Below are 12,334 nucleotides of genomic sequence, written 5' to 3'. Positions count from 1 at the left end.
GGTCAGCGCGCGAACTCGGTCGCGCGCGACTCCCGCACCACGGTGATGCGGATCTGCCCCGGGTACGTCAGCTCCTCCTCCACCTGCTTGGCCACGTCGCGGGCGATCACCTGGGCCTGGATGTCGTCGATGGCGTCGGGCTTGACCATGACCCGGATCTCCCGCCCGGCCTGCATGGCGAACACCTTCTCCACGCCCTCATACGACTGCGCGATCTCCTCCAGCCGCTCCAGCCGCTTCACGTACGCCTCCAGCGACTCCCGCCTGGCGCCGGGGCGGCTGCCGCTGATCGCGTCGGCGGCCTGGGTCAGCACCGCCTCGACCGTCCGGACCTCGACCTCGTTGTGGTGCGCCTCGATGGCGTGCACCACGTCCTCCTCCTCGCCGTAGCGGCGGGCGATCTCGGCCCCGATCAGCGCGTGGCTGCCCTCGACCTCATGGGTGAGCGCCTTGCCGATGTCGTGGAGCAGGGCGCAGCGCTTCATCAGCGTCTGGTTCATCTTCAGCTCGGCCGCCATGATGCCGGCGATGTGGGCCGACTCGATGAGGTGCTTGAGCACGTTCTGGCCGTAGGAGGTGCGGTAGCGCAGCTGCCCGAGCAGCAGCGTCAGCTCCGGGTGCATGTCGGTGATGCCCAGCTCGACCAGGGCGTCCTCACCCGCCCGCGCGCACAGGTCCTGGACCTCCTGGCGGCTGCGGTCGTGCGCCTCCTCGATGCGCTGCGGGTGGATGCGGCCGTCGAGCACCAGCTTCTCCAGCGTCAGCCGCGCCGTCTCCCGCCTGACCGGGTCGAAGCACGACAGCAGCACCGCTTCTGGCGTGTCGTCGATGATCAGGTTGACTCCGGTCGTGGACTCGAACGCGCGGATGTTACGCCCCTCGCGCCCGATGATCCGGCCCTTCATCTCGTCGCCCGGCAGATGCAGCACGCTCACGACCGACTCGGCCGTCTGCTCCGCCGCCAGCCGCTGCACGGCCAGCGTGACGATCTTCGTGGCCCGCTTCTCGCCCTCTTTGCGGGCCTCGCCCTCGATCTCCCTGACGATCAGCGCCGCCTCGCGCTTGGCCTGGTTCTCGATCTCCTTGACCAGCTCGGCCTTGGCCTGCTCGCCGGTCAGCCCGGCCACCCGCTCCAGGATGACCCGGCGTTCCTCCTCGACCCGCAGCAGTTCCTCGCGGCGGTCGGCCAGCTCGATCTCCGTCTCGGCCAGCTTCCTGTCGCGCTCGGCCTGCCGCCTGGCCTCCTCGTCCAGCCGCTGCTCCCGCTCGGCCAGCCGGGCCTCCCTGCGCTCGAGGTCGGCGCGCAGCTCCTTGAGCTCGGACTTGAGTATCCGGCTCTCCTCCTCGACCTCGCGCCGCATCTGCGCGGCGCTCTCGGCCGCCGCCTCCGACCTGCGCAGGATGTCCTCGGCGTCGCTCTCCGCCTTGGTGCGGATCTCCCGCGCCTCCTCGCGCGCCTGCTCCAGCTCCTCGTGCACGGTCTGCAGCTGCTCCGGATCCGGCTTACCGGCGCGCGGCACACCGCCGGACGTGCGCCGTACGACGACGAGGAGCGCCCCTATCATGCCGAACGCGAGCACGAGCACCGCCACCATCAGCACCACGACCAGCGGCCCCATGTGCGCCCCGCCCTCCTCGCGTCGTCAAGAACTCATAACGCGGCCACAATGTAGGAGGGGTCACAGGCGCGCCGCGGATCGCCGGGTCGGCATGATCGCCACGATCGAGATCAAGCCACGACCGACCGGGCGTCGACCGCCAAAGCCGACACCTCGCCTGCCTCGATCAACCAAGCCCATTCGTCCGTCGTTCACCGGTATGGCAATCCGCGCTGCGCGGAGTAACTCCTCACTGCCGTCGAGGTTATGCGTCGAACAGGTCACGAGCAAGCAAACGCGGTATCAAGCGTGTCTTACGTGCGCGCATCTCCCCACCCAACCCCAAATCCCCCATTGCCACTGAATTGCCCACCTCACGCCCTCCGGCCGCTTTTGGGCCCCCACCCCGCCACACCAACACACGGAGCCCTGACGCAGGCAGCACGGAGGCAGCACGGAGGCAGCACGGCGCCGGCACGGAGGCAGGGCAGCGAACCTCAAGGGCGGGGATCCTCCCACCGCGCTGGGGCGCGGGACCCGCTGAGGCGCGGCACCCACTACAGGTCTCCTACGAGAAGTCTTCGTCCATCTCGATGCCCTCCTGTTCGAGGGCCTCGCGGATGACGCGGAAGGCGAGGCCGGAGGGGTAGCCCTTGCGGGCCAGCATGCCGGCCAGCCGGCGGGTGCGCTTCTGCGGGTCGAGGGAGCGGGTGGCGGCGAGCTTGCGCTCGACGAGCCGCCGGGCCGTCTCCTCCTCCTGGTCGGGGTCGAGCCGCTCCACGGCCTCGCTGACCGTCTCACTGTCCACACCCCGATGGCGCAGCTCGGCCGCCAGCGCCCGCTTGGCCAGCCCGCGACCGTGATGACGTGAGTCGACCCAGGCCGCCGCGAACGCCTCGTCATTGATCAGCCCCAGCTCTGAGAACCGGCTGAGCACCGCCTCCGCAGCCTCCTCCGGCACGTCCCGCTTACGCAGGGCCTCCGCGAGCTGAGCGCGGGTCTTGGGCGCCATGGTGAGCAGACGCAGACAGATGGCCCGAGCCACCGACTCCGGATCCGCCTGGGGTGCAGCGCCGGCCGGGCTGTCGTCATCGGGCCCGTCAGGCAGCCATCCCCGGCCCTGAGCGCCACCCTTACGCGACTTCTTCCCGTACCGGCCCCCCTTGCGCCCCCGCCGCCCGGCCCCCTCACCGAACGCCTCTCTCTCCCCGCTGGAACCCCCGGCTCCGCCATCGAACGGCCCGGCACCCTCACCGGCCGCCCCGGTTCCTCCACCGAACACCCCAGCATCGTCGCGGGACGGCCCGGCTTCGGCGCCAAGCGGCTCAACGCCGTCATCAGAGAGCCCTGTTGCCGCACCGAAACCGGCGCCCAGTTTCCCCCGCGAGGAGCCGCGGCCGCCGCCAAGTGAGTCTCGTCCTCCCCCGAACGCCCTACGCCCCTCATCCGACGAGTCCGGCCCTCCGGCGAGCCAGTCGGGTGCGTCATCAAAGGCGTCTTGTCCGGCACCGGTCGGCCCGGTGTCGGCGGATGGCTGGCTGCGGCCCTTGCGCGATCGGCTTCGCGCTGAGGCCCCCGCGGACGTCGTACCGGATCGGTTTGAGCGTGAAGCGCCGCTGCGGCGTGATCGGCCAGGTCGGCCGGAGTCACTCTCTTCAGGAGCAGGGGCGAACCAGCTGGGACCGGGGAGGACCTCCGAGTGCCATTCGTCACCCGGGCGGCGCTGCGGCGAAGCATCCGAGCGGGTGTCGTCGCCGTCCTGCGCCGCTACGAAGCCCTCTCTGTCCTCACGCGCGAAGAAGGGGTGTTGAGCACCGCGAGGCGGCTCTGGTGGGGTGCCGCCATCGGCCGGTGAGAATCCCGCAGGCGGGAGCCCGACGGCTGGCGAGGTGACAACCGCCGGTGGGGTCCAGCTGGTCTCGGAGCCCCACCAAGCACCGTTTCCGCCGCCCTCAGGCGCGCCTTCCCCTGCCGCCGGTGCGGAGGCTCCCTCAGCGAGGTCCCCTGCCGCCACGACCTCAGCGGTGGTGTCTTCCGCCACGGTCGGTGCGGAGGTGTCTTCGGGGTGGGCCCCTGCCGCTGTGGTTTCAGGGGCGGTGTCTCCTGCTGTGGTCTTTTTCTCTTCGTCTTCCGCGAGGCTTCCTGCTGGTGTTGCAGGGGAGCCTTCGGCTGAGGCTTCCTGGGCGGCTGTGTCGGGGGAGCCTTCGGCGGGGGTTTCCTCGGCGGCGCGTTGGCGGGTGCGTTGGGCGCGCCACTCGGACACCGACGGCCAGCCGTCCGTGGCTGAGCGGGCCAGGTCGCGGCGGCGGGTGGAGGGATCGGGCCAGGCGCCCCGCTCCGGTGTACGGGGCACCTGTGGCCGGTCGGTGTTGCTCATGCGGCCGACGCTCAGACGTCACCCGGCTTGGGGGTGGACTTGGAGCCGCGGCCCGAGGAGGTGGCGGCCGGAGCAGGGGCAGCGGCGGCGGCCTCGGCGGGAGCGTCGAGACGCGGGCCCACGCCCAGCTTGTCCTTGATCTTCTTCTCGATCTCGTTGGCCATGTCGGGGTGGTTGCGCAGGAAGTTACGCGCGTTTTCCTTGCCCTGGCCGAGCTGGTCGCCCTCGTACGTGTACCAGGCGCCGGACTTGCGGACGAAGCCGTGCTCCACACCCATGTCGATGAGGCCGCCCTCGCGGGAGATGCCCACGCCGTAGAGGATGTCGAAGTCGGCGACCCGGAAGGGCGGGGCCATCTTGTTCTTGACGATCTTGACCCGGGTGCGGTTGCCGACCGCCTCCGTGCCGTCCTTGAGGGTCTCGATGCGCCGGATGTCCATGCGGACCGAGGCGTAGAACTTCAGCGCCTTACCACCGGTCGTGGTCTCGGGGCTGCCGAACATGACGCCGATCTTCTCGCGGAGCTGGTTGATGAAGATGGCGGTGGTGCCGGTGCTGCTGAGGGCGCCGGCGATCTTGCGCAGCGCCTGGGACATGAGGCGGGCCTGGAGGCCGACGTGGCTGTCGCCCATCTCGCCCTCGATCTCGGCCTTGGGCACCAGGGCCGCCACCGAGTCGACGACGATGATGTCGACGGCGCCCGACCTGATCAGCATGTCGGCGATCTCAAGCGCCTGCTCACCCGTGTCGGGCTGGGAGACCAGCAGGGCGTCGGTGTCGACCCCGAGCTTCTTGGCGTATTCGGGGTCGAGGGCGTGCTCGGCGTCGATGAACGCGGCGATGCCGCCGGCGCGCTGGGCGTTGGCCACCGCGTGCAGGGCGATCGTCGTCTTACCCGAGGACTCGGGGCCGTAGATCTCCACGATGCGCCCGCGCGGCAGGCCGCCGATGCCGAGGGCGACGTCCAGGGAGATGGAGCCGGTGGGGATCACCTCGATGGGAGCTCGGGCGTCGTCGCCCAGCCTCATGACGGAGCCCTTGCCGAACTGCCGCTCGATCTGAGCGAGCGCGGTCTCGAGGGCCTTCTCGCGGTCGTTGATAGCCATGGGAACTCCCCCTGGAGGGTCGTGGTCCGATCAGTCGAGTGAAAGCTACGGCCTGCCACCGACAATTTCTGCCGCAGTCGGGGAAGACGTGGCCCGGCTTGGTCCATCGTAGCCGAACGGCTGTTCGATCACAGCAGGAACACGCAGGTAGCCATTGATCATCGCCATCCCGCGTGTCACAGGTACGCCCAGTGCTCCCCTGTCCCGGGCCGGAACGGGGCGGGCGTCCTGAAAAGGCCGGCCGGTTCAGCGGTCGGTGACGTCGCGATCACGCGCCGCCGACCGTTGCCGTTCACCCTCGCCCGGCGTGTTGGCCGAGGTCTGAGCTGGGGAGACTCACTGCAACGGCGACGCTTGGAGGCGCACGTGGTGAGCGGCTACACCGGGGAACGGCGCGCCCTTCTCGAGGCGCTCGCCGCTTTGCTGCCCGCGCACGGGCTCGTCAGCAGGACGGTCGGGGGCGACGATCCTGTGTTGTGGGTGTGGCATCCGCGTACGAGCCGCCAGACCCTCGTCTTCGCCACCCCGGCGAACGACGGCTGGCAGTTCCTGTGGTCGCCGCGCGGACAGGGGGCGGCCGACGATCTGGAGGGCACGTGCGCGGCGCTGCGCCGTACGCTCGACGGGCCCGCCGCGGGGTGAGCGCGGTCAGCGGAGCTTCGGCGAGACGTCCTCCACCTGGCAGACCGCCCGCCACACCGTCTTGGCGCTCTCGCCGTCGGCCAGCGCCTGGACGACGGTGCGACCGCCCAGCGGGGCGAGGACATAGTCGCGGGCCCACGACTCGGCGTAGGTCTCGCCGAAATGGGCGTTCATCCGTCTCCAGAACTCGGTCAGGCGCATCACCCAAGTATGGAAGCGCCCCGGGGGTGGGTAGGACAACCGCATGCCAAAGACCCCCAAGTCTTCACCCCCGAAGACCGCCAAGACGAAGGCCAACAGGGCCAGACGCCGTCACCTCTTAGCCCTGCTGCGGCAGGCCGTGAAGAAGGAGAAGGCCGAGCGCGCCGAGCGGCACGCCGGCATCAGGCAGGCGCCGCGGGCGGGCAAGCCGCGCACGCGCAGGGCGTCGCGGCGCTAGTCACATCACCCGCGTGCCGTACATCTCACCGAGATGGTCGGCGAGCAGCTCCAGCCGGGCGCCGTCGGGGTCCCTGAAGTAAATGGAGGCGCCGCTCTCTATCTGGTGCGGCACGCCGGCCATCTCCAGCTTCCCGCGCAGCCGTTCCCACGTGGCGGGGTCGACGGAGATCGCGACGTGGTGCAGCCCGCCGAGCACCTCCTGGTACGGCCCAAGGTCGAGCCCGGGGAAGTCGAAGAAGGCCAGCAGGTTGCCGTTGCCGATGTCGAAGAAGAAGTGGTTGGAGCCCTTGTAGTCGCGATTCTCGAAGATCTCGGTGAGCGGGAACTCCAGGAGCTCCTGGTAGAACTTGATGGTCCGTTCGACGTCGGACGAGAGCAGCGCCATGTGGTGCAGTCCTCGCGCGCTGCTGGAGGGCCGGTGCGCTAACACGTAGCGCTCGCGTATTTCCGCACGGCGGGCTTCGATGGCCGCGTAGTCGATGGTCACGGTCGCTGTATGTCCGCCAGGGCGGCCGCTCAACCGTCCCGCCACGGGGGCGAATGCGTTTTCTGTCGGTGGCGCGAGGCAGTATGTGCTGGTGAGCTCGCTAGCCCAGTTCAGCCAGGTGACCAGGGAATGGTTCGCCGGAGCCTTCCAGGCCCCCACCGCCGCTCAGGAGGGGGCGTGGGAGTCGATCTCGCGCGGTGACAACACGCTGGTCGTGGCGCCGACGGGGTCGGGCAAGACGCTGGCGGCGTTCCTGTGGTCGCTCGACAGGCTCGCGGCCCGCGACCTCCGCGAGCCCTCCGCCACGACGGATGCGCCGGAGGGCGCGGAAGACGCGCCGGAGAGCGCGGAAGGGCGCGGGTCAGCGGCGCGAGGGCGCGCGAAAACGACGGAGCAGGCGAAAGCGACGCAGCGGGCGAAGGCGACGCAGCAGGCCAAGACGACAGAGCGGCCGATGGGCACGCGGGTCGTGTACGTGTCGCCGCTCAAGGCGCTGGCCGTCGACGTCGAGCGCAACCTGCGCGCCCCGCTGGCCGGCCTGAAGCAGACGGCGAGACGGCTGGGCCTGCCGGTGCCGGACATCTCGGTGGCGATCCGCTCGGGCGACACCCCGGCGGAAGACCGCAGGCGGTTCGCGTCGCGGCCGTCCGACATCCTCATCACCACGCCCGAGTCGTTGTTCCTGCTGCTGACGAGCCAGGCGCGCGAGGCGCTGCGCGGCGTCGAGACGGTGATCGTCGACGAGGTGCACGCGGTCGCGGCCACCAAGCGCGGCGCCCACCTCGCGCTGACGCTTGAGCGGCTCGACGCGCTGCTCGACAAGCCGGCCCAGCGGGTGGGGCTGTCGGCGACCGTACGCCCGGTGAGCGAGGTCGCGGCGTTCCTGGGCGGCACGCGCCCCGCCACGGTGGTGCAGCCGCCGTCGGACAAGCGCATCGAGGTCGAGGTCGTCGTCCCCGTCGAGGACATGACGGAGATGGAGGGCCGGCCGAGCCAGGGGGGCGAGGAGGGCGAGGAGTTCGCGCCGGAGCCGGGCAACCGGTCGATCTGGCCCCACGTAGAGGACCGGTTGTTCGACCTGATCGGGTCCCACAGCTCCACGATCGTGTTCGCCAACTCGCGGCGGCTGGCCGAGCGGCTGTGCACCCGGCTCAACGAGCTGGCCTACGAGCGCGAGCACGGCGCCGAGACCATCGACCTGTCGATCTGGGAGACACCCCCCGCGGGCCCCGAGCCGCCCAAGCGCATGCCTGCCGACCTGATGGCGCAGGCGGGGGCGAGCAAGGGGGTGGTGACGGAGATCGTCCGCGCCCACCACGGCTCGGTCTCCAAGGAGGAGCGGGCGCAGATCGAGGAGGCGCTGAAGTCGGGCCGGCTGCCTGCCGTGGTCGCCACGTCCAGTCTCGAGCTGGGCATCGACATGGGCTCCGTCGACCTGGTCGCGTGCGTGGAGGCGCCGCCGAGCGTGGCCAGCGGCCTGCAGCGCATCGGCCGGGCGGGCCACCAGGTGGGCGCGGTGTCGAAGGGCGTCATCTTCCCCAAATACCGCGGCGATCTCGTACAGACGGCGGTGGTCGCGGAGCGGATGAAGAGCGGCCTCATCGAGGAGCTGCGCTATCCGCGTAACCCGCTCGACGTGCTGGCGCAGCAGATCGTGGCGATGACCGCGCTCGACGAGTGGACGGTCGACGAGCTGGAGAGCGTGGTCAAGCGGGCCGCCCCCTACGCGACGCTGCCGCGCAGCGCGCTTGAGGCCACCCTCGACATGCTGGCCGGGCGCTACCCGAGCGAGGAGTTCGCCGAGCTGCGCCCCCGCATCGTCTGGGACCGCGTCACCGGCACCCTCCAGGGGCGGCCTGGCGCGCAGCGGCTGGCGGTCACCAACGGCGGCACGATCCCCGATCGCGGCCTGTTCGGCGTGTTCCTGGTGGGCGAGCGCGCCTCCCGGGTGGGCGAGCTCGACGAGGAGATGGTCTACGAGTCGCGGGTCGGCGACGTGTTCGTGCTGGGCGCGACCTCCTGGCGCATCGAGGACATCACCGCCGACCGGGTGCTGGTCTCGCCGGCACCGGGGCAGCCGGGCAAGCTGCCGTTCTGGCACGGCGACGCGCCGGGGCGGCCGGCCGAGCTGGGCAAGGCGATCGGGCAGTTCCTGCGCGAACAAGCGAAACAGGACTCCACCGAACGCATGCAGGCGGCCGGGCTCGACGAATACGCCTCGGGCAATCTGCTGGCCTACCTGCGCGAGCAGCGCGAGGCCACCGGCTACGTCCCCGACGACCGCACCCTGCTGGTCGAGCGCTTCCACGACGAGCTGGGCGACTGGCGGGTGGTGATCCACTCCCCCTACGGCGCCCGCGTGCACGCCCCGTGGGCGCTGGCGATCAACCGGCGGCTGCGCGAGCGCTACGGCATCGACGTCCAGGCCGTGCACTCCGACGACGGCATCGTGCTGCGCATCCCCGACACGCTGGCCGAGCCGCCGACCGACGTCGCGGCCTTCGACGCCGACGAGATCGAGCAGATCGTCACCGAGGAGCTGGGCGGTTCCGCCATGTTCGCCTCCCGGTTCAGGGAGTGCGCGGGCCGTGCGCTGCTGCTGCCGCGCCGCACGCCGGGCCGGCGCAGCCCGCTGTGGCAGCAGCGGCAGCGGGCCGCCCATCTGCTGGGCGTGGCCTCACAATACGCCTCGTTCCCGATCGTGCTGGAGACCATGCGCGAGTGCCTCCAGGACGTCTTCGACGTGCCTGGCCTGGTGCAGCTCATGCGCGACATCGCCGCCCGCAGGGTGCGGGTGGTGGAGGTGGAGACCTCGCAGGCCTCGCCGTTCGCCGCGGCACTGCTGTTCCACTACGTGGGCGCGTTCATGTACGAGGGCGACGCGCCGCTCGCCGAACGCCGCGCGCAGGCCCTGGCGCTCGACACCACGCTGCTCGCGGAGTTGCTCGGCCAGGCCGACCTGCGCGAGCTGCTCGACCCCGACGTCATCTCCGACACCGAACGCGAGCTGGCCAGGCTCGACCGGCCGCTGCGCGACGTGGAGGACCTCGCCGACCTGCTGCGCTCCCACGGGCCGCTGCTGGCGCCCGACGTGAGCGTGCGCGGCGGCGATCCGGCCTGGCTGGAGGAGCTCGAGCGGACCAGGCGGGCGATCAGGGTGCGGGTGGCTGGCGAGGAGCAGTGGGCCGCCATCGAGGACGCCGGCCGCATGCGCGACGCGCTCGGCGTCCCGCCGCCCGTCGGGGTGCCGCACGCGTTCCTCGATCCGGTGGCCGACCCGCTGGCCGACCTGGTGGCCAGGCACGCCCGCACGCGCGGGCCCTTCCACGCCGGTACGGCCGCCGCCAGGTTCGGGCTCGGCGTGGCCGTGGTGACCGACGCGCTGCGGCGGCTGGCCGCGTCGGGGCGGGTCGTGAACGGTGAGTTCCGGCCCGGCGGGCGGGGCGAGGAGTGGTGCGACGCGGGCGTGCTGCGGATGTTGCGCCGCAGGTCGCTGGCCCGGCTGCGTAAAGAGGTGGAGCCGGTCACGCCCGAGACGCTCGCCAGGTTCCTGCCCGCCTGGCACGGCATCACCGCCGCCGAGGTCTCTCCTGGCGCGATCGGGTCGGCTCGTGCGATGGACGCGCTCGTACGCTCCATCGAACAACTCCAGGGCGCCGCCGTCCCGGCCTCCGCGCTGGAGACGCTGGTGCTGCCGTCGCGGGTGCCCGGCTACCATCCCGCGCTGCTCGACGAGCTGACCTCGTCGGGCGACGTGATGTGGGTCGGCCAGGGGTCGCTGCCCGGCGGCGACGGCTGGCTGTCCCTCTACTTCGCCGACACCGCGCCGCTGCTGATGCCCGAGCCCGCCGAGATCACCATGACGCCGGTCCACGAGCAGATTCTCGAGCTGCTCGGCGGAGGCGGCGCGCTGTTCTTCCGCGGCATCTCCGACCAGCTCGGCTCCCTCGACGACGCCACGCTCGTGTCCGCTCTGTGGGACCTCGTGTGGGCCGGGCGCGTCTCGGGTGACACGCTGGCGCCGCTGCGGGCCACGCTCGGCACTGGGCGGCCCGCCCACCGGCCCGCCACCACGCGGCGGCGCCGTGCCGTGCTGCCGAGCCGCAGCGGGCCGCCGACCGTGGCGGCGCGGTGGTGGCTGCTGCCCGAGCCGGCCGCCGACGCCACGCAGCGGGCCCACGCGCAGGCCGAGGTCCTGCTTGAGCGGCATGGTGTGGTGACGCGGGGGGCGGTGACCTCCGAACGGCTGCCCGGCGGGTTCACGCCCGTCTACCAGGTGTTGCGGGCGTACGAAGAGAGCGGGCGGTGCCGGCGCGGCTACTTCGTCGAGGGGCTCGGCGGCGCCCAGTTCGCGCTGCCCGGGGCGGTCGACCGCATGCGCGCCATGTCCCCCAGCGCCGCCCCGCCCCCCGGCCCGGGCTTCAGCACCACGGCACCCGACGACGTGCCCGGCTTCGGGGGGCGGTCGGGCAGAGGCGCGGACGGTGGTTCAGGAGGGCCGGGGCGGCGCGCCGTGGTGCTGGCGGCGGCCGACCCGGCCAGCCCGTACGGCGCCGCGCTGCCCTGGCCGCAGCATCCCGGCGAGGTGGGTCACAAGCCGGGCAGGAAGGCCGGTTCGCTGGTCGTGCTCGTGGACGGGCACCTGGTGCTCTACGTCGAGCGTGGCGGCAAGACGCTGCTGTCGTTCACCGACGGCGACCGGCTGCGGCCGGCGGTCGACGCGCTTGCTCTGGCCGTACGCGACGGCGCTCTGGGCAAGCTGACCGTCGAACGCGCCGACGGCGCCAGCATCGTCGACTCGCCCCTGGCGGCGGCCCTGGAAGCAGCCGGCTTCCACCCCACCCCTCGCGGCCTCCGCCTGCGCGCCTGACCACACCGCTCGGGCGACGAGCGACTTTGCCACGCTGAGCGCAGCCCTTCCGAGCCGTGGGTCCCACGTCTGTCGTGCACCGCGGGAGGTCGCAGGCCGCGCGCCTCCGCAGGCGTGGACGCACGGCCGGCCCCGCCGCCGACGTGTTCTGGGCACGGATGGAGCGGTTGCGGGAGGACCATCACGGATGGCTTGCGGGCGTGGTGCGGACTCCCCGTATTTATCGATTCTGCTGTCCCGATATGGGACTGAAGTGATAAATGATGGGGATTCGATGATCACGGTAAGGCGGCGTTGATCTGAGGGCGGCGATGACATCTCAAGAGCATTGGCGGTTGCTGGAGCAGCTCGTGAAGGAGGTCAACGAGCAGGCCGAGCAGCTCAAACAGGCGCAGGAGAAGATGCGCGACCTGACGGCGACCGCCAAGTCCCGCGACGGGATGGTCACCGTCACCGTCGGCCCTCGAGGCGATGTGCAGGCCATCGAGTTCGATCCGCGGGTCTACCGCAAGCTGTCACCGTCGGAGCTGTCCGACTCCATCATGGCCCAGATCAGGGACGCCACCCGGCAGGTGTCCGGCGAGATGCGGGAGCTGATGGAGCCCTTCACCCCTGCCCTCCCCTTCGAGGACCTGTTCGGGCCCGAGGCCGGCGCCGATCTGTTCTTCCCGGCTTCTGATCTGCCGCGGACGGAGAAGAAGTAAATGCCGCTCGATCTGAACCTGGTGCCCGACATCGTCAAGCCGCTGGCCAAGCCGCTGGCGGGCGGGGCGGTCCCCGAGGCCGACGTGCCCACCCTGATCAGCGAGGCGA

General features: G+C 71.4%; 9 protein-coding genes. 4 read left to right on the top strand and 5 right to left on the bottom strand.

Translation table 11 applies throughout. The features are described from left to right. Window positions 1–2: 2 nt before the first annotated feature. From rny to recA, 3 genes are all read right to left on the bottom strand, one after another. Window positions 3–1,619, bottom strand: coding sequence for a ribonuclease Y (gene rny, locus AB0K12_RS10165; RefSeq protein WP_364557846.1), 1,617 nt, complete (start codon window positions 1,617–1,619; stop codon window positions 3–5). 547 nt (window positions 1,620–2,166) lie between these two features. Then, complete coding sequence (locus AB0K12_RS10160) at window positions 2,167–3,975, bottom strand: RecX family transcriptional regulator (protein WP_364557843.1); 1,809 nt, start codon at window positions 3,973–3,975, stop codon at window positions 2,167–2,169. A gap of 11 nt (window positions 3,976–3,986) precedes the next feature. Next, window positions 3,987–5,081: a recombinase RecA gene (gene recA, locus AB0K12_RS10155; protein WP_355431926.1), complete on the bottom strand. Its 1,095-nt coding sequence runs from the start codon at window positions 5,079–5,081 to the stop codon at window positions 3,987–3,989. 366 nt (window positions 5,082–5,447) lie between these two features. On the opposite strand from recA, the gene AB0K12_RS10150 reads away from it, so the two are divergent. Then, complete coding sequence (locus AB0K12_RS10150; protein ID WP_364557839.1) at window positions 5,448–5,723, top strand: hypothetical protein; 276 nt, start codon at window positions 5,448–5,450, stop codon at window positions 5,721–5,723. Window positions 5,724–5,729: 6 nt separating this feature from the next. On the opposite strand, the gene AB0K12_RS10145 is transcribed toward AB0K12_RS10150, so the two are convergent. Continuing rightward, a complete protein-coding gene (locus AB0K12_RS10145) occupies window positions 5,730–5,924 on the bottom strand; it encodes a DUF3046 domain-containing protein (protein ID WP_111184544.1) in 195 nt (64 codons plus the stop codon). Between the two features lie 43 nt (window positions 5,925–5,967). Between AB0K12_RS10145 and AB0K12_RS10140 the strand changes: the two genes are divergently transcribed. Beyond that, entirely contained in the window at window positions 5,968–6,162 is a 195-nt protein-coding gene (locus AB0K12_RS10140; protein ID WP_355431920.1) for a hypothetical protein, read from the top strand. On the opposite strand, the gene AB0K12_RS10135 is transcribed toward AB0K12_RS10140, so the two are convergent. Then, window positions 6,163–6,651 (bottom strand): VOC family protein, encoded by a 489-nt coding sequence (locus AB0K12_RS10135; protein ID WP_364557833.1) that lies wholly within the window; start codon window positions 6,649–6,651, stop codon window positions 6,163–6,165. Between the two features lie 91 nt (window positions 6,652–6,742). Between AB0K12_RS10135 and AB0K12_RS10130 the strand changes: the two genes are divergently transcribed. Both AB0K12_RS10130 and AB0K12_RS10125 read left to right on the top strand, forming a co-directional pair. Next, window positions 6,743–11,521 (top strand): ATP-dependent helicase, encoded by a 4,779-nt coding sequence (locus AB0K12_RS10130; protein WP_364557830.1) that lies wholly within the window; start codon window positions 6,743–6,745, stop codon window positions 11,519–11,521. Between the two features lie 335 nt (window positions 11,522–11,856). Beyond that, window positions 11,857–12,225, top strand: coding sequence for a YbaB/EbfC family nucleoid-associated protein (locus tag AB0K12_RS10125; protein ID WP_364557827.1), 369 nt, complete (start codon window positions 11,857–11,859; stop codon window positions 12,223–12,225). The last annotated feature ends 109 nt before the right edge of the window (window positions 12,226–12,334 follow it).

Origin of the sequence: Nonomuraea sp. NPDC049419, assembly GCF_040676995.1 — a bacterium.
Taxonomy (GTDB): domain Bacteria; phylum Actinomycetota; class Actinomycetes; order Streptosporangiales; family Streptosporangiaceae; genus Nonomuraea; species Nonomuraea salmonea.
The sequence above is the reverse complement of the archived record's forward strand: the minus strand, read 5'-3'. Positions and strand labels throughout refer to the sequence as shown.

Bases quoted from the DNA above. Each gene is read 5' to 3' on its own strand.
- AB0K12_RS10140 (WP_355431920.1), top strand. From the start codon at position 5,968: ATGCCAAAGACCCCCAAGTCTTCACCCCCGAAGACCGCCAAGACGAAG.
- rny (WP_364557846.1), bottom strand. From the start codon at position 1,619: ATGGGGCCGCTGGTCGTGGTGCTGATGGTGGCGGTGCTCGTGCTCGCG.
- AB0K12_RS10160 (WP_364557843.1), bottom strand. From the start codon at position 3,975: ATGAGCAACACCGACCGGCCACAGGTGCCCCGTACACCGGAGCGGGGC.
- recA (WP_355431926.1), bottom strand. From the start codon at position 5,081: ATGGCTATCAACGACCGCGAGAAGGCCCTCGAGACCGCGCTCGCTCAG.
- AB0K12_RS10145 (WP_111184544.1), bottom strand. From the start codon at position 5,924: ATGCGCCTGACCGAGTTCTGGAGACGGATGAACGCCCATTTCGGCGAG.